The 21,420-nt window shown below is 63.7% G+C and carries 17 protein-coding genes; 5 read left to right on the top strand and 12 right to left on the bottom strand.

Going from position 1 to position 21,420, the window contains the following annotated elements; genetic code table 11:
• Positions 1-36: 36 nt before the first annotated feature.
• Complete coding sequence (locus tag QP415_RS07665; protein ID WP_285099613.1) at positions 37-1,341, bottom strand: deoxyguanosinetriphosphate triphosphohydrolase; 1,305 nt, start codon at positions 1,339-1,341, stop codon at positions 37-39.
• Positions 1,342-1,525: 184 nt separating this feature from the next.
• Here QP415_RS07665 and QP415_RS07670 point away from each other — a divergent pair, with 184 nt between their 5' ends.
• The 4 genes from QP415_RS07670 to QP415_RS07685 all read left to right on the top strand — a co-directional run bounded on the left by QP415_RS07670 (position 1,526) and on the right by QP415_RS07685 (position 6,970).
• Positions 1,526-3,580 carry a glucose PTS transporter subunit IIA gene (locus tag QP415_RS07670; protein WP_285099614.1) on the top strand — a complete coding sequence of 685 codons (2,055 nt, stop codon included), beginning with the start codon at positions 1,526-1,528 and terminating at the stop codon, positions 3,578-3,580.
• Positions 3,581-3,774: 194 nt separating this feature from the next.
• A complete protein-coding gene (locus tag QP415_RS07675; RefSeq protein ID WP_285099615.1) occupies positions 3,775-4,245 on the top strand; it encodes a DNA recombination protein RecF in 471 nt (156 codons plus the stop codon).
• Between the two features lie 29 nt (positions 4,246-4,274).
• Positions 4,275-5,771, top strand: a complete 1,497-nt coding sequence (locus tag QP415_RS07680; RefSeq protein ID WP_285099616.1) for a hypothetical protein — start codon at positions 4,275-4,277, stop codon at positions 5,769-5,771.
• The gene (locus QP415_RS07685; protein ID WP_285099617.1) at positions 5,750-6,970 is read left to right on the top strand and encodes a S8 family peptidase; all 1,221 of its coding nucleotides are present in this window, start codon (positions 5,750-5,752) and stop codon (positions 6,968-6,970) included. Before QP415_RS07680 ends, QP415_RS07685 begins: the two co-directional genes overlap by 22 nt.
• Before the next feature lie 51 nt (positions 6,971-7,021).
• Here the strand turns inward: QP415_RS07685 and QP415_RS07690 are convergent, their stop codons facing one another.
• From QP415_RS07690 to QP415_RS07740, 11 genes are all read right to left on the bottom strand, one after another.
• Positions 7,022-7,531, bottom strand: coding sequence for a DUF4853 domain-containing protein (locus tag QP415_RS07690; RefSeq protein ID WP_048677346.1), 510 nt, complete (start codon positions 7,529-7,531; stop codon positions 7,022-7,024).
• Positions 7,532-7,620: 89 nt separating this feature from the next.
• Positions 7,621-9,249 (bottom strand): alpha/beta hydrolase, encoded by a 1,629-nt coding sequence (locus QP415_RS07695; protein WP_048677380.1) that lies wholly within the window; start codon positions 9,247-9,249, stop codon positions 7,621-7,623.
• Between the two features lie 136 nt (positions 9,250-9,385).
• Positions 9,386-10,201 carry a type I 3-dehydroquinate dehydratase gene (gene aroD / locus QP415_RS07700; protein WP_285099618.1) on the bottom strand — a complete coding sequence of 272 codons (816 nt, stop codon included), beginning with the start codon at positions 10,199-10,201 and terminating at the stop codon, positions 9,386-9,388.
• Positions 10,202-10,212: 11 nt separating this feature from the next.
• On the bottom strand, positions 10,213-11,490 hold the full coding sequence (dusB, locus tag QP415_RS07705; RefSeq protein WP_285099619.1) for a tRNA dihydrouridine synthase DusB: 1,278 nt from the start codon (positions 11,488-11,490) through the stop codon (positions 10,213-10,215).
• A gap of 40 nt (positions 11,491-11,530) precedes the next feature.
• Positions 11,531-12,919, bottom strand: a complete 1,389-nt coding sequence (locus QP415_RS07710; RefSeq protein WP_285099620.1) for a glycine--tRNA ligase — start codon at positions 12,917-12,919, stop codon at positions 11,531-11,533.
• 777 nt (positions 12,920-13,696) lie between these two features.
• The gene (locus QP415_RS07715; protein ID WP_285099621.1) at positions 13,697-14,413 is read right to left on the bottom strand and encodes a hypothetical protein; all 717 of its coding nucleotides are present in this window, start codon (positions 14,411-14,413) and stop codon (positions 13,697-13,699) included.
• Positions 14,410-15,303: an ATP-binding cassette domain-containing protein gene (locus tag QP415_RS07720; RefSeq protein ID WP_048677342.1), complete on the bottom strand. Its 894-nt coding sequence runs from the start codon at positions 15,301-15,303 to the stop codon at positions 14,410-14,412. Before QP415_RS07720 ends, QP415_RS07715 begins: the two co-directional genes overlap by 4 nt.
• Positions 15,300-15,689, bottom strand: a complete 390-nt coding sequence (locus QP415_RS07725; protein ID WP_016461287.1) for a GntR family transcriptional regulator — start codon at positions 15,687-15,689, stop codon at positions 15,300-15,302. The genes QP415_RS07720 and QP415_RS07725 overlap by 4 nt, the downstream gene beginning before the upstream one ends.
• Positions 15,690-16,260: 571 nt before the next feature.
• The gene (locus QP415_RS07730; RefSeq protein WP_016461288.1) at positions 16,261-17,160 is read right to left on the bottom strand and encodes a sugar ABC transporter permease; all 900 of its coding nucleotides are present in this window, start codon (positions 17,158-17,160) and stop codon (positions 16,261-16,263) included.
• Positions 17,160-18,752: an ABC transporter permease subunit gene (locus QP415_RS07735; protein ID WP_048677149.1), complete on the bottom strand. Its 1,593-nt coding sequence runs from the start codon at positions 18,750-18,752 to the stop codon at positions 17,160-17,162. The genes QP415_RS07730 and QP415_RS07735 overlap by 1 nt, the downstream gene beginning before the upstream one ends.
• 217 nt (positions 18,753-18,969) lie before the next feature.
• Positions 18,970-20,193, bottom strand: coding sequence for a sugar ABC transporter substrate-binding protein (locus QP415_RS07740; protein WP_016461290.1), 1,224 nt, complete (start codon positions 20,191-20,193; stop codon positions 18,970-18,972).
• Between the two features lie 165 nt (positions 20,194-20,358).
• Between QP415_RS07740 and QP415_RS07745 the strand changes: the two genes are divergently transcribed.
• Positions 20,359-21,375 carry a LacI family DNA-binding transcriptional regulator gene (locus tag QP415_RS07745; RefSeq protein ID WP_285099622.1) on the top strand — a complete coding sequence of 339 codons (1,017 nt, stop codon included), beginning with the start codon at positions 20,359-20,361 and terminating at the stop codon, positions 21,373-21,375.
• The last annotated feature ends 45 nt before the right edge of the window (positions 21,376-21,420 follow it).

Consider the following 21,420-nt stretch of genomic DNA (forward strand, 5'->3'; position numbering starts at 1 on the left):
TTACCGATGCCCGCCCACGTCTGCGTCCGATCACGCTCACAGCTGCGAGGACAGCATGCCGCACCAGCGGGCGTGCCACGCGGAGGCTGACACGTCGGTGAGCGAGGCAACCTGGTCGATGACCGCGCGCAGGCGCACGCCATCGTCGGAGGCAGCCCTCCACTGCGCGGCGAACACCGGCTCGAGAGCGTCGGCCCCGGCCTCGTACAGGGCGTCGACGAGGTCGGCGAGGAGCGTGCGCTGCTGGTAGTACACCGGTTCGGTCTCGCGCGGGCTCATGACGTAGTGGACGGCCATGCCCTTGAGGATCTGGATCTCGGCGCGCACCTGCCGCGGCACGACGAGGTCCGCACGGTAGCGGCCCAGCGGCTCCTCCCCGAAGGTTTCGCGCGTGGCGGCCACGGTCGCCGAGCAGAAGCGGCCGATCAGCTCACTCGTCGCATCCTTCAGGTGCGCGAGGGAGGCATAGGAGCCATCGAAGGAGCGCAGCCACACGGGCATGGACACGATGCGCTCGAGGGCCTCCTCCAGGTCCGAGCGCGCGACCGACGCCCCGTACCAGTCCAGGGTCGAGGCCACGACCGCGCAGCAGTGCGCGTCGTCGAAAAGATCGGAGGGGTCCAGCTTGCGGGTCGCGACCGCGTCCTCGACGTCGTGCACCGAGTAGGCGATGTCGTCCGACAGGTCCATGATCTGCGCCTCCAGACACTGTCTGCCGGCCGGCGCACCCTGCCGCATCCACGCAAACACGGGCGCATCGTCGGGGTACACGGAGTACTTGCGCGTCGACTTAGCCAGGTCCGGGCCACCGGCCTTGACCCACGGGTACTTGCAGATCGCGTCCAGGGTCGCCCGCGTCAGGTTCAGGCCCGCGGGAACGCCGCCCGTGCCGATTACCTTGGGCTCTAGGCGCGTGACGACGCGCAGGGTCTGGGCGTTGCCCTCAAAACCACCGATCGAGGCGGCCGCCGCGTCCAGCGCGCGCTCGCCATTGTGCCCAAAGGGCGGATGCCCGAGGTCGTGGGACAGGCACGCCGCGTCCACGACATCCGGGTCGGCCCCTAGCTCCTTACCGAGCTCACGGCCCACCTGGGCAACCTCGAGGGAGTGAGTGAGGCGCGTGCGCACGAAGTCATCCGAAATCGGGCCCAGCACCTGCGTCTTCTCGCCGAGGCGACGCAGCGCGGAGGAGTGGAGGATGCGCGCGCGGTCGCGTTCGAACTCGGTGCGCTCGGAAGACTTGTGCTCCTCGGGCACCCAACGCTCGGAATCGGCGGACGCGTACGGGCGACGCGCGTCGCCACCATCAACACCGGGGATTGCCAGGGAAAACTCATTCACGGGGCCATTTTACTAGGGAAGCGCCTGCGCAGAACGGGCCCAGGCCTCGTGACCGTCAAAGCGGCACAAATTACCCACAAAATACTGTGAGATAGCCCGTCGCCTCTGTCACTACCTGTTCAAACATGCTAATTGTCAAGTGTCGCATTCAGCGTCGAATCCTCATCCACGGAAGGAGTCCCCCGTGTCCAACACGGCACAGGAAATCCTCGATGCGGTCGGTGGCCCCGGCAACATCACCCACTTCACCCACTGCGCGACGCGTCTGCGCTTTGAACTCAACGACGCGTCGATCGTCGACAAGGACCGTGTCGAGGCCATTGATGGCGTCCTCGGCGCCGTCCCCCAGTCGGGCGATCGCTACCAGATCGTCATCGGCGGTGCGGTGCAGTCCGTCTTTAACGAGATCAATAACCTGCCGTCGATGAAGTCGGGCGCCGCGGCCTCGAACGATGATGTCAAGGCAGCCGCCCGCGCGAAGGCCCGCGGCAAGAACGCCCTCGTCGACGCCTTCTTCGAGTACCTGTCAGACTCGTTCCGCCCGCTGCTGCCAGTCCTCCTCGGCGCATCTCTGATCCTGGCGTTCCTGGCGGTCCTCGACGCTCTCGGCGTCGTCGACACGCGCGCCGATGTTATCCCCGCGTGGCTGGGCTACGTGAACTCCATGTGGCGCGCGGTCTTCTACTTCCTGCCCGCGATGGTCGCCTACAACGCGTCCAAGAAGCTGGACATCGACCCCTGGGTCGGCACGGCTGTCATCCTGTCGCTGCTCACCCCCAACTTCATCGGCCTGAGCAACGTCTCCTCGTTCAGCGAGACAACCTGCACGAAGACCGCGCTCGGATCCGAGCAGTGCGTCACCCAGATCGGTTCCCTGCCCCTGCAGCTGGCCGACTACGGCGGCCAGGTCTTCGTGCCGCTGCTGATGGTGCCGATCCTCGCACTGGTCTACAAGGGCCTGAAGAAGATTGTCCCCGCGAACGTCCAGATGGTGTTCGTCCCCTTCATTTCCTTCATGATCATCATGCCGCTGACCGCCTTCCTGATTGGCCCCCTGTCGATCTGGATCGGTAACGGCCTGGGTGGCGGCCTGGCCTGGCTCAACGGACACGCACCCATTGTCTTCTCGATCATCATCCCGATCATCTACCCCTTCCTGGTGCCGCTCGGCCTGCACTGGCCGCTCAACGCCCTGCAGCTGGCCAACATCGCCGCGACGGGTTCGGACTTCATCCAGGGCCCCATGGGCGCGTGGAACTTCGCCTGCTTCGGCGCCACCGCCGGCGTGCTCTTCCTGTCCATCCGCGACCGCGACACCGACATGCGCCAGACTGCTTCCGGCGCCCTGGCCGCGGGCCTTTTCGGCGGCATCTCCGAGCCGTCCCTGTACGGTATTCACCTGCGTTTCAAGCGCATCTACCCGCTCATGCTCACCGGCTGTGTCGTCGGTGGCCTGGTTATCGGCATCGGTGGCGGCGCCACCACGAATACCTTCGTGTTCACCTCGCTGCTGACGATCCCCGTCTTCACCCCCATGGCCATCTACGGCCTGGGCGTCGCCGCCGCGTTCGTCACCGCGTTCCTGATGGTCGTTCTGTTCGACTACCGCACGAAGGAGCAGAAGGCGGAGGCTCGCGCGAAGAAGTCGCTCCTCGCAGACGACGCCCCCGCGCCTGCCCCGGCAGCTACCCCCGCTGCGTCGGCTGCTGCGCCTGCCGCCGCTCCGGCGGCCGATGCTGCTCCCTCTTTCAGCGACGAGGCGAAGGCTGACCTGACGCTCACCTCCCCCATGGCGGGCACGATCGTTGCGCTGTCTGACGTGGCCGACGAGGCCTTCGCCGCCGGCGCGCTCGGCCCCGGCGTTGCCCTATCCCCCGCCGCCGGCGCCGTCGTCGTTGCCCCGTGTGACGGCAAGGTGACGGTTGCTTTCCCGACCGGCCACGCATACGGCATTAAGTCCGCATCCGGCGTCCAGGTTCTCATCCACATCGGTATGGACACTGTGAAACTGGAGGGCCGAGGCTTCACGCCGCGCGTCGCGAAGGGCGACATTGTTCGCCGTGGTGATGTCCTGGCTGAGGTCGATTGGGACGTCATCCGTGAGGCGGGCTACGACACGGTCACCCCAATGGTCGTCACGAATAAGAAGAAGTTCGGCGAGATCGCCCCGGCCGCTCCCGGCCCGGTGGGTATCACCGACACGGTCGTGACGGTGTCCCCGAAGGAAGCCGCACAGTGAGCCTGTGACACAAGAGTGGTGGGCGAGCCAATTGGCTCGCCCACCATTTTTTGTTGCATCGGTGGTAACCGTAGTTCTTTCGTTGATACCGCGCATATTCTTGCACAAGCGCAAGCGAGGCAACTAGACTGTTGACCATTCGGTTACCTTGCCGCAGGAGTGCAAGGTTCCACCTATCGAAGGAAAACGGAGCGATGCCAGACGTTGCATTCGACTCAGAGCGCCACGCGCAGGTGAGTGGCGACATGAGCGCCGGGGGTGGCGAAATCACCACCTCCGCAACATCAGCACTGATGATTGCCACAGCACAGATCTTCGGCCACTGGACAACTGAGAGCGCGGCCCAGAGCATGGGAAATACCGTACGTTCATTCCTCACGTCCTTTTCGACGAACATGCAGAACGAAGCGCAGTATTTAGGCGACCTCGATGCGAAGGTCGCCCAGGCCGTCTCTGACTTCACCGGCACCGAAGAAGATGCCCGCGCCGCGATGGCGGCAGTCGGCACCGCCCTACTAGCGCTGAACCAGGGCGAGAGCGCACATCGGGTGTACTCAGATAAGAGCATTGAGCAGATCACGAGTGAGAATCCCCCTGCGGAGACTAGCGATGAGTCTGGCGATAGCGAGGGTACGCCTTCCTACGGCGCTCAAAGTGAAGTCTGAGCAGTATTTTCAAGGAAGAGAAAAACGCTATGGTGTCATCACCCATGTACGACCGGCTCATGGAGTTTGCGAACAGCGCGCCGGACAACGAGAAGCTCTACGGCTGGGACGACGAGCATTCCGCCATCGTCCAGGCCATTCGAGAGGCGCGCGACAAGGTCGAGCACTTCAAGGAGTACCAGGGGTTCACGGGCCAGGCCGGCCAGGCTATGTCTGACGAGGCCGTACGTGCAATCAAGCGCTTTGACAAGCAGGCCAACTACTACATGACCGGCATGTCCTACTACGTTGAGGCACGGCGCGCGATCATGCTGGCCGCCGAGGACGCACGCCAGCTCTCCCCCACGCTGCTGGACCCCATGACGGAATCCCTGCGTCACGCTGGCGAGGTGACCATCCCCATCGCCTCAAAGTTCGGCTTGCCCGGCAAATTCGTCAATTCCCTAGTGGCGGACGGGCTGGCTTACGTGGAGGGTGTCGAGGCTCAAGCCAATGCTCAGCGCGAGGCGAAGGCCACGGAGATCATCGAGCGCTTCGAGTCGACGATGAACGACCTGAATGCGAGGCTTAACGAACACATCACAACAGACCCTATTGTGACGAACCGTGGGGACTGGACACCGATCCCTGAGCTCCCCGCGGACACCGCCGACGCCCTCAGGAAGGGCCACATCGTTATCTCACCCCACGAGGGCGGCGCCTACGGTCGTTCCCGGTCGGATGCCTTCGGTAACGCGGGCCTCCGCGGGGCGGACTCGGGCCTATACCCGGCTGGATACGACGAGGGCGGAGACATCGACCAGCGTGTCATGCACTCCCCGCGTATCCCCAATCGCTACCTGCCCGAGGGCGACCTCGGATCGCGGACGAACCCCATCACCGACCCTCAGGACCTCATGGACCTGGACCTGCTGCACACCCGAGTCAACGGTGATCGGCACGCGAATGGGGTCATCGGCGGGCACACCCCCGCTCCGCCGATTGATCGTGATCATCCTCTCTGGGGGCTTAATGCAGCGCGCGCCGCTGAGACTCAGTCTGCTGGGCGCCTCGGCGGCGCGGGACTGCTCGGGGCTGGCGCCCTGGGCCTGCGCGGGGCAGCGCGCATGGGTGGATCCGCGTTGAGTGGCCTCGGACGCACGGGGGCCCTCGGGGCCGGCGTCACGGGCCGTATGGGAGGGGCCGCGGGCGCCTCGCCCCTGCGCACCGGCTCGTTCAGCGGTACCGGCATGGGCACCTACACGCCCCCGGGCGCCGCCACCGGAGCGGGTTCGTCGGGGCGTAGCGCGGGAGGGGCTGCGGGACAACAGGGCGGCTTCATGGGCGGTTCCGGTGCAGGTGCTGGGGGAGCCAAGGAGGAGAAGAGGCGTCGCCGCCGCAGGTACGAGGCCTTCCACGTTGAGGACGAGGAGGACGACGGCATGCCGCGCGGATACGTCAATCCCCTCTCGCAGACCTACGGTTCGGATCGTACGATTAGTCCTGCGAAACGCAAGGACGACGGATGGGATATCAGCCAGTGGTGAGTACGCGCGCGTTTTCTCCGATCGGCCGGGTTTTTAACCTCCGCGTTGCGGGTACCCTGTGCGCCACGCTAGCACTCACGGGCATCGCCACCGGGTACCAGGCTGGCCCCGCACGGGCCGACGACCGCCGGATCACGGCAGCTGACCAGCCCTACTACTCCTACTATCACCTGGACTCGGCACGAGCCAAGGGCTACACGGGGGCAGGCGTCACCATCGCAATCATCGACGGTTCCGTCGATACCTCTGTCCCGGAGCTTGCGGGAGCAAACATTACGGATAAGACCCCCTGTACCGTTAATTCAAGCACAGAGCATGCGGCACATGGGACTACGATTGCCGCTTTGCTCGTCTCTCACGCCTATGGAGTTGTTCCTGATGCAACTCTTCTGGCTTATCAAAGCCACGAGGAAACATCCACAGTCGGTTCCGATTGCAAGCCCGCTTCCAAGATGCCGCTCAGCGATCTGCCGTCACTCATCAATCATGCGATCAACGATGGGGCATCCGTTATCAACTTGTCTGCTTCAAGCAACAAACATGACGACACTCTGAAGTGGGCGATCGCACGTGCCATGAATGAAGGAGTGCTCATCACTGCTGCTGCGGGTAACGCGCACGAGGACGAAAACGAAACATCACTGTCGTGGTGGTCGGGTGTGATTGGTGTTTCCGCCATTGATACCGACGGAAAGTTCGCTTCCTACTCCTCCTGGGGGCAGGGGGTTACCACGACTGCTATCGGCGGCCCTATCGTTGGGTGGGATGAAAGCGGAAAGATTTCCTCCGCTCGGGGCACCTCTTTTTCAGCCCCTATCGTCGCCGGCGCTCTCGCGCAGGCGCATGCCAAGTGGCCCAACGCGACCTCGAATCAGCTCCTCCAGCTCCTCATCAATACTGCGGTTGGGCACGAACAAGGATGGAATCAATACGGCGGTTATGGTGCAGCAAATCTCGGCGGAATGCTGAATACCGATCCGAGCCAGTACCCCGACGAAAATCCCCTGGCCGACAAGGGAGGCGGATCGAGCCCGACTCCCGCAGAGGTTCAGCAGTATGCCGATGGGCTCGTCGATCCCACTCAGATCGCGTATGACAACTCCTACGCCTATCGGGGCCTCGACGAATCTCAGGCAACGAACAAGGACAACCCCTATCCCACTCATCTGGGAACCAGCCCTCGCTACCACGCGAAGTAGGTCAGTGAAGTAGGTGGGGTGCCGGGCTCACGCCCGGCACCCCACCTACTTCTATTGCTCCCGGTATTTCTCCGTCAGCTCCGGGGTGAGCCACTCCGGCACCCGCCCCTCCAGCGGCAAGAACACGGAAGGATTCTCACTGGAACCGTCGCTACGCAGCGGACCCGCCGAGTAGAACGTCGTGCTCTGAATACCCACATGGGTGACGACATCGACAGACGCCGCGTAACTCGCGTTCGTCCACAAGAGCTGAACCATCTGCGAGTCACGCTTCTCCGACAGCGTGAACCCCAACGGCTTCAGCTTCTCATCGTAAACATCACGAATATGATCGGCGTCAGTCTCAGAGAAGGTATACGAGCGAGACATCAGCCGATAGAGCGGTGTGCTATCGGGGTATATCTCGTCGATGAAATCGTTCGCGTACAAGCTAACGATCGTCTCCTGAGTGAGGAACTCGTTACGTGCCGCAACGATTGCGGGCTCCACATCCCTTTGAAACTCCTCAATGGAATGCAGATGCTCAGCCACCTCAACGGCAGACTTCTGCTCGGGATTCATCCCTTGTTCTCCTTCCGAACGGGGAACACACGCGGCACACAGCAGCACCACGCACATTGCTGACAGGACGGCACGCGCAAGCCTCATACTCACTTCTTACCGGCACCGGCGATCACACCGGCAATCTCACGCTGAGCTTGCGTCCCTTCATCGAAGTAGGCCATATGCAACCCGAAGGGATCGAACAGGGAGTGCGAAGGACCCACATCTCCCGACAGGCGATTGAAACCGCCCATGGTGTCAGGGTTCTTCCCGAAGTTAAAGTCGGTGCCCATTCCCTGCACCATGTCATACGCGTAGGGCGCCGCGCTCACCCACGCATGTCCCTCCGGAACGTGGTATTCGGATACGTTCTGTACGCCCGCACCCGGGGACCCGGCCAGCACGATGTCGTCCACGACACCCTCGTTGACGAGGGTGGCCGCCATGCCCGACGTCGTCGACCCGTACGAGTGGCCGAACAGTGTGATGTGAGCATCCCCCGCACCATGCTCGCGTGACGCATCCACACCGTTGAGGAATCCTGCGAGGCCAACGGCCCCCTCTTTCGCATAACCAGTTCCGATGACTTCGAGCTTATTCTGCGGAGCGTCGTATCCCAGATACTCCACCATCGCAACACTCTCGCCGGGTTTGACTTGAGCTTTCGCGCTTCTGGTCATCGCAGATGCCCGGTTATCGTAGTCGTCTAGCGTATCCTTGACGTTCGTGTTGAGGCCAGGCACGACCACACCAACGTGATCGGCCGTGTCCACGTTCCCCTGCGCAACGATCGCTTTGAGATTGCGCCCGGAGGAGTCGAGGCCCAGCAGCTGACGCGGGACGCCGTCTCCCTGGGTGCCAGTCTTCGGGTTGGGCCCTTTATTGAGAGTATCGTTGACGACGTTCAATTCATCGAGCTCGTGCTGAAGCTTCGCTTTCTTTTCCAAGATTGCATCGCGAATGAACGGAGTAGGAGCGTTGGCCGCTTCCTCATCCAGCTTGTCTATCTGTCCCGGCAGATCATTAAGCTTCTGGTCGAGGACGATGCGATTCGCCTTGTCCCTCGACGTAGCATCAACGCCATTCAGGTTGCCGATCTTCTCCGGATAATTCTCGATGAGCCACTTCTTGTTCGCGTCGCTCTGTTGGGACCACCAGGAGGCCACCTCTTGCTCGCTCGCGCCGGCCGGAGGAAGAGAGGGTTTCGAGGCGCCAGACGCCGAGTAGTTGACACGATTATCGAAGATACCCAGCCCAAGGGCCGCCATCATGGCGACCAGTTTGACCTCGAGGGCGGTGGCCTTCGCAAGAACCTTGGTGACACGATCCGCAACGGTTTTCACCAGGTTGAGCGGGTGCATCGCGATCGACTCAACGGAGTCAACAAGTGAACCAATAAAGGAGACGACGCCGCTCGTGTCGATATGAATCGGCGACGACATAACCGTCTGCTGGATGTCCTCGATATCGGCGCGAATATCGTCGATGCCGTCGACGCCCGCGCTCGCAATTTCGCCGACGCTGATCAGGTAGTTGACCTGCTTGTCAATCTCCGAGATGCGCTTGCTAATAGCCTGCTGAACGGCCGTGACGGTCTTTCCGCTGCCCGTCAGGGAGTTGAGCTGGGCGTTCAACTCTTCACCTGCCGCCTGAAGCTCGCGCGATTTACTCTCCGCATCGCGCGCGAGCTCGGCAAGTGGCGCGGACTCCCACTGGAGGACTTGGAACCAATTCATCGTGACTCCCCGCAGCACCGGTGGGATTCGACCATGGCAACGCTCTCATTCATCGGCGGATGACAATACCGCTCTATGTTACCCGTATCTCAGGAAGGGTGTCACCTTGTCGGATAAACCTAACGCCCTTGTCACTTCACCGGTCGACGATGTCCAGGACGGCACGCACCTGCTCGACGGTGAATTGTCCGGGGGCGCTCCCCTCCCAGCCGGGCAGGGTGGCGAAGGTGGCCGCGGAGCCAAGCGCAGAACCGACCAGCCGCGTGGGCGCGCCGTGCTGCCCCATCGAGATGCCGATGATGGGACGGTCGTAGGCCTCGCGCGCCCACGCCTGCGCGGCCAGGACACGGGCCGCATCCGTGGCACTGTGGGCCATGCACGCGAACTTGAGAACGTCCGCGCCGGCAACGTTCATGGCAGCGAGGACCTCGGCGAGCCGTTCATCGCTGGGGGTGGCCTCAAAATCGTGGAAGGAAGCAACGACGATCGCCCCCTCCTCGTGTGCATCCTCGATGAGGGTAGAAGATCCGTCGCGCGAAATCTCCACGTCGACGCCTCCCACACACGAAGCGAGCCGACGCACAAGGGCGCAGTACTCCTCGTCATCCAGGTATGCCTGGCCGCCCTCGACCGATGTGCGGATGGTCGCCAAAACCGGCAGCGGCGAGGAGTCCGCGACGTAGCGGGCCATGCTCACGAGATCTTCCCCGACGTCGGAGGCGGACACGAAGTGCGCCCCGACGAGGGAGGACAGGAAGGTGTCGGCCCGCCACTCGACGATGTCCGCGCGGCACGTGGCCATTGCCTGAACTTGCCCGATGAGGGACTGCGAATCCCCGCTGAGGGGGACAATCACCTGGGTGTGGCCACCGAGGGTCGCCTTCTTGGCGGCTCGCCCGATGGTGACGAGTCCGGGCGCAGGGTCGGGGTCGGGCGCAGATGAGTGAGGCATGATTCCTTCGCTTAGTATCCGATTTCTGCCAGGTGCAGGCGATCTCGTTCGCTCTGCGTGAGGTAGGGGTGGTCCAGCCAGCCGTCGGGCAGGTGGGGTGTTTTCTCGCCGCCGGCGCGTCCTCGCGGTCCGCGGGCGGCGGGCGGGAACGCCTGGTCGAGGTCGAGGTCGCCGAGGCGATCGTGCAGCTCCTGGAGGGTGGAGACCATGGACAGGGCGTGACGCTGGGGGCCGCCGACGGCGAATCCGCGCAGGTACCAGCCGATGTGTTTGCGCATTTCGCGCAGCGCACGCCCCTCGTCGCCCTGGTCGACGACGCACCATGCGGCGTGGCGCTCGATGACGGAGACAACCTCGGCGAGGCTGGGGCCGGGCGGGATGGCCCCGCCGTGGTAGGCGGCGACGATGTCGCGGAAGATCCAGGGGCGTCCTTGGGCGCCGCGCCCGACGCTGATGCCGTCGCAGCCGGTGCGCTCGAGCATGGCCAGGGCGTCGGCGGCCTCGAAGACGTCACCGTTGCCGAAGACCGGAATATCGAGCAGGTCCTTCAGGCTCGCGATCTCATCCCAGTGGGCCTGGCCCGCGTAGTGCTGGTTCTGCGTGCGCGCGTGCAGGGTGAGGGCGGCGGCACCGAGCTTCTGCGCGGCCAGTGCGGCGTCCGTCGCGGTCTCGTGCTCGGAGTCGATGCCGATGCGGATCTTGACGGTGACCGGGATTTCGCGCCCGATGCGCTCCCCGGCCTCGTTTGAGGCGCGCACGACGGCACCCACGAGGTCGGAGAACAGGTCACGCTTCCAGGGCAGGGCCGCTCCCCCGCCCTTCTTCGTCACCTTGGGGACGGGGCACCCGAAGTTCAGGTCGATGTGGTCGGTGAGGTCGCGCTCGATGAGCATCGTCGCAGCGCGGGCCATGACGGCGGGGTCCACGCCGTACAGCTGCAGGGAGCGCACGCGTTCGGCGGGGTCGGGGCGCACCATCTCCAGGGTGCGTTCGTTTTCCTCGACGAGGGCGCGGCTGGTCACCATCTCGGTGACGTACAGGCCGGCGGGCGCGTCCACGTGCGGGATGGCGACGTGGCGCGGCTCGTTGGAGCTTTCGTCGGGCGCCTTCGGGGACGAGGCCGTGGTCCCCTCCCCCGACTCGGCCGCCCAGGAGGGGATGCCGGTGGGTCGCAGGTGGTCGGGCAGGCCCGACTCGCCCATGATGCGGCACAGGCGTCGGAAGGGCACGTCCGTCACCCCGGCCATGGGGGCCAGGACGACGGGTGTCCACAGGCGCAGCGGCCCCACGTGAAGAGGGGCCGCTGCGGACGTTGAGGCTATGGACAAATCAGCAGCCCAGGCGTTCGATCAGGTACGACTTGACCTTGTCGAGCGGGATGCGCACCTGCTCCATCGTGTCACGCTCACGGATGGTGACCGCGTGGTCTTCGATCGAGTCGAAGTCGTAGGTGATGCAGAAGGGCGTACCGATCTCATCCTGGCGACGGTAGCGGCGGCCAACAGCGCCCGCGTCGTCGTAGTCGACGTTCCAGATGCCACGCAGCTCGTCGGCCAGCTCCTGGGCGGGACCGGTCAGTTCGGGCTTGCGGGACAGGGGCAGGACGGCGGCCTTGACGGGGGCCAGGCGCGGGTCCAGCTTGAGCACGACGCGCTTGTCGACGCCGCCCTTGGCGTTGGGGGCCTCGTCCTCGTGGTAGGCCTCGATGAGGAAGGCCATGAGGGAGCGGGTCAGGCCTGCGGAGGGCTCGATGACGTAGGGGGTCCAGCGTTCCTTGGTGTTGGGGTCGAAGTAGTCGAGCTTCGCGCCGGAGGCCTCGGAGTGGACGGTCAGGTCGTAGTCGGTGCGGTTGGCGATGCCTTCGAGCTCGCCCCACTCGCTGCCCTGGAAGCCGAAGCGGTATTCCAGGTCGACGGTGCGCTTGGAGTAGTGCGAGAGCTTCTCCTTGGGGTGCTCGTACTCGCGCAGGTTCTCGGGATCGATGCCGAGGTCGACGTACCAGGCCTTGCGGTAGTCGATCCAGTACTGGTGCCATTCCTCGTCGGTGCCGGGCTTGCAGAAGAACTCGAGTTCCATCTGCTCGAACTCGCGGGTACGGAAGATGAAGTTACCGGGCGTGATCTCGTTACGGAAGGACTTGCCGATCTGGCCGATGCCGAACGGCGGCTTCTTGCGCGCGGCGTTCATGACGTTCGCGTAGTTGATGAAGATGCCCTGGGCGGTTTCGGGGCGCAGGTAGTGCAGGCCGGCCTCGTCGTCGACGGGGCCCAGGTAGGTCTTGAGCAGGCCGGAGAAGGCGCGGGGCTCGGTCCACTGGCCGCGCACGCCGCAGTTCGGGCAGGCGAGGTCGGCGGTGGTCAGGGAGGACTCTTCGACGCCCTTCTTTTCGGCGAGCTCTTCGATGAGCTGGTCCTCGCGGGCGCGCTTATGGCAGTTGAGGCACTCGATGAGCGGGTCGGTGAAGGCCTTGACGTGGCCGGAGGCGACCCACACTTCGCGCGGGAGGATGACGGAGGAGTCCAGGCCGACGACGTCTGCGCGGCGGCGGACCATGGCGTTCCACCAGGCGCGCTTGATGTTTTCCTTCAGTTCCACGCCGAGCGGGCCGTAGTCCCACGCGGAGCGGGTGCCACCGTAGATGTCACCGCAGGGGAAGACGAAGCCGCGGCGCTTGGCCAGGCTGATCACGTTGTCGAGGCGGGAGGGTCCCTTAGCCACTTGTCACTCCTTGAGTATCTGGGGCACGACTGGCTGTCGTGTCGCCATCGATACTAGTCGATAACTACTGTTTCGGGCGCTTCCGGGCCCCTGCGCGCTCATGGATCCCACCACAGGTACACGCCCGTCGTTCTGGCCGAGCCCTGCAGCGCCCTCCCCCGCAATTCTCCACGGGATTGCGCCCGGAGCTCTGGCTGAGCCCGTTGTTCGCTTCGCTCGGCACGCTCGCGGATAGGTTATGGGCATACGGATAGGTTATGAAGATACGGATAGCTTATTAACCTATCCGCATGTGAATAACCTATCCACATCGCCGTAACCTATCCGCATACGGAGGGGGCAGGCTCCTCTGCGGCGACGGCAAGCATGTCGGCTTCGAACCTATCCGCATGCGCACATGCCAGCACCGACAGCGCCGACAGCCACCACCCACGCTCACCAAGCACAGCGCCCCAAAAGTCGCAGGCAATTCCCCTTTACCTATTTCATGCGATGAAATAATATCGTTGAAATTCCGCCATTTTCAGCACATGATTGAACATTCCATCATCGAATTGCATGCGAAACTGCAGGGCGCGCACAGAACTACAGCGCCACACCCAGCAACCAGCAGCACCCGAGCATCCCCCCCCCACAGCAACTGGCAGCCCCGGGACACTCACGTGGAGCTGCCACAACACGCCCGAATGCATAAAACAGCCCCGGCCTCGTCCCTGGATGAAGCGGGGACGAGGCCGAGGCCGGGTCGGGGGTATGCTCCCCGGGCGGAACGGACGTTCAGTTGAGGCGGCGCAGACGGCCCGTGAGGGTCAGGCGCCATCCGGCGGCGGCGACTGCGAGAGTGATGAGGCCGAGGAACCAGAAGGCGGGGTGCATCGGGGGAAGGTAGCCGGACTTGTGAACAAGCGTGAGGACCAGCCAGGTGACCGGACCGGCGATGCCGGCTAGGCCCAGCACAGTCGCCACGATAATGCCGAGGGCGACCGACCACGGGCCCCGACCATGGCGCGAGGCCGCACCGATGAGGCGTCCAGCCCCGTCGCAGGCGATCCAGGCGACCACCACAAAGAGCCACGAGTCCAGTCCGAGGGGGTACTCAAGGCTCCCCAGGAAGAAAATGTGCGACTGAGCCAGGGCAAGCACCCACCAGATCACACTGGCGATGGCGATAACGACGGCACTGTGCACGTAGGTCGACAGTGCCAGGGTGCGGCGCGACGCGCCGCTCAGAGACGCTGCCCGCAGGTCCGTCGTCGTAGTGATGATCTGCGCGATGAGGATGTAGATGCCCGTCGAGAAGGCGGCGTTCATGGCGGACTGATCGACGTGCCCCGAGAAGTCGTCCGAGGTCGCGTACATGATGGCGCTCACCGTGGAGTTAATGGCAAATTGACCGACGACAACCGCGGCGTACACTCCGAAAGCGAATCGCCAGTCGACCATTCCAAGTCGCCAGATCGAGGGCTGAGAGGAAACAGTGGTTGCGGTGCTCATTGGTCATTCTCCTGGATGAGGTAAGCGAAGGCGTCCTGGAAGGAGCAGGGCGCTGCGCTGAGGCTATGGGTGGCAAGATCGGCCTCGGTGATGGAGGCGCCGCGCAGGTCCACGACGATCTCTCGCGTGGAGCCGAGCTCGCGGCTGGCGATGACAGCGAGGGTCGGGCGCTCTCCGAGGAAGCGCTCGACGTCGGAGGCATGGCCCGTGACGGAGGTGACGCGGGCGGTGAAGTCGTCAACGCTCTCGTGAGCGAGGAGCTCGCCCTTCTTCAAGACGATGACGTCCTCGGCGACCTTTTCGAGTTCGGAGACCATGTGCGAGGAGATGAGGAAGCGTCGCTGGGGGCGCTGTCCTTCCATGACCTCCCCCGCCAGAGCGAGAATCTCCTCGTAGAGGGCGTAGCGCGTGGGCACGTCCAGGGGCGCCTGGATCTCGTCGAGGAGGGTGAGGGGCGCTCCCGAGGCCAGCGCGATCGAGGCGGAGAAAATGGCGGCCTGCCCGCTGGAGAGCTTGCGCACGGACTTACGGCTCAAAGCGAGTTCGAAGCGGTCGACGTAGTGCTCGAAGAGCTGCTCGTCCCACGTGGGACGCAGACGCGCGTAGGCGACGAGCGTCTTACTGTTCGCATCATCGAGGTCACGCGCAGACGAGGCCACGATCGAACCGGTGAGCAGGTCGTCAGCGCTGGCCTGGCTGCCGTCGATGGAGATGCTCCCCGCGGTGGGGACCATCAGGCCGCCGAGGATCTGCATGAGCGTCGTCTTGCCCGAGCCGTTGGGGCCGACGAGGGCGGTGACGGTCGCGTCTCCGAGTGTGAGCGAGATGTCGCGCAGCGCCGCCACGTTCTCTCCCGGATACGTGTGCCTGATGGAGTTGAGGGTGATCATGAGTTGTCCTTGGCGGTTGTGTCGGCGCTGTAGGCGCGGACGTGGTCGATGATGGCGTCGAGGTCAAGGCCCAGGGCCAGGCCCGCCTCGACGGCGGGGTTCAGGGTCTCCTCCACGTAGGACGCGAGTCCGTCGGCCACGAGGACATCGCGAGCACCTTCGGCGACGAACATGCCGATTCCGCGCCGCTTTTCGACGAGCCCTTCATCGACGAGGATTGCGAAGGCCTTGCCGACGGTGGCCGGGTTGATGCGGTAGGTCGCGGAGTATTCCGTGGTGGAGGTGAGCTGATCCCCGGCACGCAGGGCGCCGCGCAGGATCTGCGCGCGGATGTCGTCGGCGATCTGCACGTAGATCGGGATCCCCGAGACGAATGTGGGTGCCATGCGTACCCTCCCTTCAGCTTCAGTGGTTCATTACATGACTAATGAACCATATAACCAACTAACCTGTCAAGCGCTCTCACCACACAAGTCTCAGGTCACACTCCACTCCCCCACGCCTGCGCCCACGCCATCCCTCCCTGCACCCACGCCCGAACGCACAAAAGAGGCCACTCCCCAAAAAGTCGCACGTAATTCCCCCTGGTCAGTTTTCAACATCGTCCACAAACGTTGCAATTCCAACGATGCGATTTCAATGTTTGAAAGATTTACATGGGAATTACGTGCGACATTGCTGGGGAACCATGTCCGCAATGCCCGCAATGCCCGTGATGCGCGTATTGTCCACATCCGCACGTCACCTGGTCACCCCACACAGCACCCCCCCGAACGCAGCACCCCACCCCAGGAACGCAGCACCCCGCCCCACCAACACTGCACCCCGCCTCGCGCACACTCCACCCCACCCCAGGAACGCAGCATCCCGCGCCCGAACGCACAAAGAGCCCCGGCCTCGTCCCACGGGGATAGGGGACGAGGCCGGGGTGAGCGTGGCCGAAAGGCGCGGGAGCGCTTACTCCTTGACCGCGCCGGCGGTCAGGCCGGACACGATGTACTTCTGCAGGTACTGGAACAGCAGGACCACCGGGATGGCCGCGATCACGGAGCCAGCGGCGAAGATGCCCCACGGGGCAGTACGCGAGTCGGCAGCCCACATGTACATGCCGACCGCCAGCGTGAACTGGCTCTGATCCTGCAGGACCACGCGGGCGATAACGAAGTCACCGAGCGAGGAAATGAAGCTCAGCAGGCCGACGACCGCGAGGACGGGACGCACGAGAGGCATGATGATCGTCCAGAAAGTCTGCGCATGGGTCGCGCCGTCAATCATGGCCGCCTCATCGAGCGAACGCGGGATCGAGTTGAAGAAGCCGTAGAGCAGGAACGTGTTCGAACCAAGCGCGCCACCCAGGTAGACGCAGATCAGACCGAGCTTGGAGTTCAGACCCAGCACCGGGAAGATGTCCTGGATGCCCAGGAGCAGCAGGAACAGGGCCACGAAGGCCAGCATCTGCGGGAACATCTGCACCAGCAGCAGGCCGGTCAGGGTCGCGCGACGGCCCTTGAAGCGGAAGCGGCTGAACGCGTAGGCGGCCGCGGCACCCATGAGGACCGTACCAATCGCGGTCGCGGTGGACACGATCAGGGAGTTGAGAATCCACGACCAGTACATGGCGTACTTGCCGCTACCCAGCGCCTGGAAGTTCTCCAGCGAGAACTTCGAGAACAGCGAGTTCGAACCGGTCAGCGTCGCGCCGGGGTTCAGGGATACCGACAGGACGTAGAGCAGCGGGACGACGCAGTAGACGATCGTCAGGATGGCGACGATGTGACGCCAGCCGACCTCGGCCCACCAGCGGGCACCCTTGAGGGTGCTTCCATCATGCTTCTTAGAAACGGTTGCAGCGCTCATCACAGCTCCTCAAGGGTCTTCGTCTGACGGAAGCCAAGCCACGCAATCACGCCCACGACAATGAAGATGACGATGGACATGGCCGAGGCGAGGCCGTAGTTCGGGGATCCGGAGTCAATGGCGATCTTGTAGACCATCGAGATCAGGATGTCGGACTCACCGACGGGCACCGACAGGCCCGGGTAGTTCGGCCCGCCACCCGTCAGCATGTAGATGAGCGAGAAGTTGTTGAAGTTGAACGCGAAGGAGGCGATCAGCAGCGGCACGGTCGACTGCAGCACCAGGGGCAGCTTGATGGACCAGACGGTGCGCAGGCCGGAGGCGCCGTCGATCTTCGCAGCCTCTTCGATGTCGCCCGGCAGCGACTGCAGGGCACCGAGGCAGACGAGGAACATGTAGGGGAAGCCCAGCCACAGGTTCACGCCAAGGATCGAAACCTTGGCGAGCAGGCCGTTATCGAGCCACGGAATGTGTGCGCCGCCGAGGAAGACCTGGTTGATGAAGCCAAAGTCCGTATTGAGCATGCCCTTCCACACCAGGGTGGCCAGGAAGGCCGGGAAGGCGTAGGGCAGGATCATGAGGGACTGGTAGACCTTGCGGCCCTTGATGCGCTTGTCGGAGAAGACGAGGGCCAGGATGAGGCCAAGCGCGAAGGTGGAGAGCACCGATGCAGCGGCGAACACGAAGGACCACACGAGCGCCTTGAGGAAGGGGCCGCCCAGGTCATTGCTGGTCACCATGTTCTTGTAGTTACTGAAGCCGACGAAGACGCGCCAGCCGGGGGTGAGCTCGTTGCCGGCGGAATCGACGAAGACACCGGTCTTGTTATCGGCCGTGTACACGGTTCCGGTGGCAGTGTCAGTGAGGGTATCAGCCTGGGCATCGTAGGCGTAGGTCGACTTGGCCAGGTAGGCGGTCGCACCATCATCGGTCTTGTAGTATCCGTCGTTCGGGTCGGAGGAGACGGGAACAGTCAGCCCGGCGACGTCGGTCTGGCGCTTGAGAATGTCCGCAACCTTGAGGACTTTGTAGCCCTGGACGTCGGAGATCATGCCGGCGGAGACAGTGCCCTGAACATCACGCAGAGGAGTGTCGGGGTTGCCTTCCTTGAGCGCACCGGTGGTCGGATCTGCGATGACGAGGCCGAGGCCGGAGCCATCCTCAACGACCGCGGCGGTCACGTTAACCGCACCGGGGGCGCGCTGCTCGGAGGCTTTCAGGATGGCGGAGATCGCGTCTTCCTTGGTCGAGTTGTGTCCCTGACCGTAGTTCGTGAAGGACACGTAACCCGTGTATCCCATGACGAACACCTGGTAGATGAGCAGGAACACCATGCCGGGAACCAGGTACTTCGCGGGGATCATCCGCTTGGAGAAGTAAATCCAGTTCACGACAATGAGCAGCGCGGCGAGAACACCGAGGACGATCCAGGACTTCACCATGTAGGCGGTGAAGACTCCGTAGAGTCCCAGGGCGTCAATCAGCATCATCAGGATGAGCTTGACGAAGAAACCACGCTTGGTCACATCATTTGCATGAGAGGTCTTGGGCCCCTCTTTTTTCTTTTCCGCAGCCTTCACTGGCTCAGACATCGTGTCCTCCACACGTGCGCGTTCGCGCGTCATTGCGACTTGGTTCTGCCCCCGACTGGCGACAGAAGGTGGCACCGGTGGTGCCGCGCGCCGCTAAGCGGCGCTGCTATCAGAGGGCCTCACACCCGCCCGCCGCGTGGGAGGCGGTCGGGTGTGAGGCGGTGCTCACCGGAGGCGAGCGCGTTGCGCGCGGGCGGCTAGCGCCCGGCGCTCACGATCACTTGGAGGCGATCGCGTTGTTGATGTTGGTGATCATCGTCGCCCAGCCGTCGGCAGGAGCCTCGGCGCCGCTCACGATGTTGGCCTCGGTCTGGCCCCAGAAGTTCCACACGGAACCCATTGCGGGGATCGCGGGAGCGAGAGCACCGGACTCGGCGACCTTCGAGAAGTCCTTGATGTCCTGATCGTCCGAAGCCTGCGCAACGGAGGGCATCGCGGAGGCGCGACCGCCGAGCTTCTGCATCTCAGTCTGAGCCTCGGGGGTGGCCAGGTAGTTGAAGAACTGCTTGGCAGCAACCGGGTTGGCGGACTTGGCGCTCTGGTAGAACATCTGGACGCCAACGAAGGGCTGAGCGGCCTGCGAGCCAGCCGAGGGGATCGGCAGGACGGACACGTCCATGCCGGCCTCACGGAAGGCGGCGACGTTCCAGGGGCCGGTCACCGTGTAGGGGGCCTGGCCGTCGAGGAAGGCCTGCTTGGCGATGTCGGCGGTGATGGACGGAGCGATGATGCCCGCGTCACCCTGAGCCTTGAGCCAGTTGGCGAAATCGGTGCCGCCGGAGCCGCCCATAGCCAGCTCGGAGGTGTACTCGCCGTCAGCGTTCGTGTTGAAAACCGGGGCGCCGAAGGAGGTCTGGAAGCCGTAGAAGTGGTAGGGATCGCCCTCCGTGCCCATCTGGATGACGAAGGGGTACTGCTTGCCGGCAGTCTTACCCGAGGCGATCATGTCGTCGTAGGTCTTGGGCTCGTCCTTGGTGAGCGCGTTGTTACGCACCAGGGCAACGGACTCGATGGCGTAGGGAACGCCGTAGGTCTGGCCGTTGTAGGTCACGCCCTTGACCGCCACGTCGGCGAACTGGGACTTAGCCTCACCCAGGTCAACGGGAGCGACGACACCGTTAGAGACGAGCGCACCCAGCTTGTCGTGGGCCATGACGATCAGGTCGGGGCCGTTGCCGGTGGGGACCTGGGTGGTGAACTCCTGGTCCATGTCCGACTCGGACTTCTGAACGACATCCACCTTCACGCCAGTCTTAGCGGTGAAGTCCTGGGAGATGGTCTCAACCTGCGTGAAGCGGGTGTCATCCGCCCAGATCGTCAGCGTTGCCGCCGCATCGTTGCTGTTGTCAGAGGACGAGGAAGAGGACGTCGTGCCGTTGTTGCAGGCGGCCAGGGCGGTAGCCGCCGCGATGACGCCGAGTGCTGCGATGCCACGTCGCATTATTACTCCTGTGTTGGTCAGGTGGTCGCCACCATCAGCGACCAGCTACAGGACTCACTGTAATACCCCCGATTTTGTTTCTGCAACAATTTTCGCAATTGTGTGCAAGCTGTTACATTTATAAGGAAACAGCCGCGCGCGAAGACCCAAAGGAGCGTTGAGTCGATGACGAAAAATCGCACGAGCATGGCCGATATTGCCATGCACGCGGGCGTCTCAACCGCAACTGTTTCACGCGTTTTCAACGGCGTCGGACAGGTCTCCGAAGACACCCGCCGCAGGGTCCTGACCGCGATTGACGAGCTGGGATACGATCGCCCCGCCGCCGAGCGCACACCGAGCACACCAACGATCGGCGTCATCGTGCCGGAGCTCACCAATCCGATCTTCGCGTCCTTCGCCCACCACCTCCAGGAAGAGATTTCTCGCGCGGGCGGCATCTGCCTCATCCGGTCGCAGACGCCGGGAGCGACGTCCGAGTTCGATCACCTCTCCTCACTCATCGAACACCGCGTGAACGGCCTTATCTTCGTCTCAGGCCGACACGCAGATCTACTCTCAGACCTCGCGCCGTACCACGACGCCGCAGCACGCGAGATCCCTTTCGTGACGATCAATGGCGCCCGACCGGAGGTCCCCGCACCCGACTTCTCGACAGGGGACGCGCTCGGCATCCGCGCAGCAGTGACGCACCTGCACGAGCTGGGACATACGCGTATCGCACTCCTGACGGGACGCACACACATCGTCCCGGCCCTGCGCAAGGCCGAGGCCTTTACCCAGGTGATGGGCGAGTTGATCGGTGACCACTTCCCCATCATCGAAGAAACCTTCTACACGTACGAGGCCGCAGCCGCCCACACGCACGCGCTCCTCGAGCGCGGCGCCACAGCGATTATCACCGGCTCTGACCTCCAGGCCCTCGGCGCAATCCGCACGATTACCTCACTCGGCCTGTCAGTCCCGGGCGACATCTCGGTGATCGGTTTCGACGATTCGTTCCTCATGGGTCACCTGGATCCGGCGCTGACAACGATCCATCAGCCCGTCCCATCGATCGTCTCATCGGCGGTGCGCAGCCTCTTCGAAGCCCTGCATACGCCCGACTACGTGCCCACGCACGCCGACTACGTCTTCTCGCCCGATTTGATCGTGCGAGGATCGACCGGGCACGCGCACTAGCACTCGCAACGGGGTCCGATCTCCGAGAATGACTTGACAAAGATT

Origin of the sequence: Pauljensenia sp. UMB3104, from assembly GCF_030217285.1 — a bacterium.
GTDB lineage: Bacteria > Actinomycetota > Actinomycetes > Actinomycetales > Actinomycetaceae > Pauljensenia.

What these genes read in the sequence shown, in the direction of transcription:
- QP415_RS07675 (WP_285099615.1), top strand. Translation starts at nt 3,775, where the DNA reads ATGCCAGACGTTGCATTCGACTCAGAGCGCCACGCGCAGGTGAGTGGC.
- QP415_RS07680 (WP_285099616.1), top strand. Translation starts at nt 4,275, where the DNA reads ATGGTGTCATCACCCATGTACGACCGGCTCATGGAGTTTGCGAACAGC.
- QP415_RS07685 (WP_285099617.1), top strand. Translation starts at nt 5,750, where the DNA reads ATGGGATATCAGCCAGTGGTGAGTACGCGCGCGTTTTCTCCGATCGGC.
- QP415_RS07690 (WP_048677346.1), bottom strand. Translation starts at nt 7,531, where the DNA reads ATGAATCCCGAGCAGAAGTCTGCCGTTGAGGTGGCTGAGCATCTGCAT.
- QP415_RS07695 (WP_048677380.1), bottom strand. Translation starts at nt 9,249, where the DNA reads ATGAATTGGTTCCAAGTCCTCCAGTGGGAGTCCGCGCCACTTGCCGAG.
- aroD (WP_285099618.1), bottom strand. Translation starts at nt 10,201, where the DNA reads ATGCCTCACTCATCTGCGCCCGACCCCGACCCTGCGCCCGGACTCGTC.
- QP415_RS07715 (WP_285099621.1), bottom strand. Translation starts at nt 14,413, where the DNA reads ATGAGCACCGCAACCACTGTTTCCTCTCAGCCCTCGATCTGGCGACTT.
- QP415_RS07720 (WP_048677342.1), bottom strand. Translation starts at nt 15,303, where the DNA reads ATGATCACCCTCAACTCCATCAGGCACACGTATCCGGGAGAGAACGTG.
- QP415_RS07725 (WP_016461287.1), bottom strand. Translation starts at nt 15,689, where the DNA reads ATGGCACCCACATTCGTCTCGGGGATCCCGATCTACGTGCAGATCGCC.
- QP415_RS07730 (WP_016461288.1), bottom strand. Translation starts at nt 17,160, where the DNA reads ATGAGCGCTGCAACCGTTTCTAAGAAGCATGATGGAAGCACCCTCAAG.
- QP415_RS07735 (WP_048677149.1), bottom strand. Translation starts at nt 18,752, where the DNA reads ATGTCTGAGCCAGTGAAGGCTGCGGAAAAGAAAAAAGAGGGGCCCAAG.
- QP415_RS07740 (WP_016461290.1), bottom strand. Translation starts at nt 20,193, where the DNA reads ATGCGACGTGGCATCGCAGCACTCGGCGTCATCGCGGCGGCTACCGCC.
- QP415_RS07745 (WP_285099622.1), top strand. Translation starts at nt 20,359, where the DNA reads ATGACGAAAAATCGCACGAGCATGGCCGATATTGCCATGCACGCGGGC.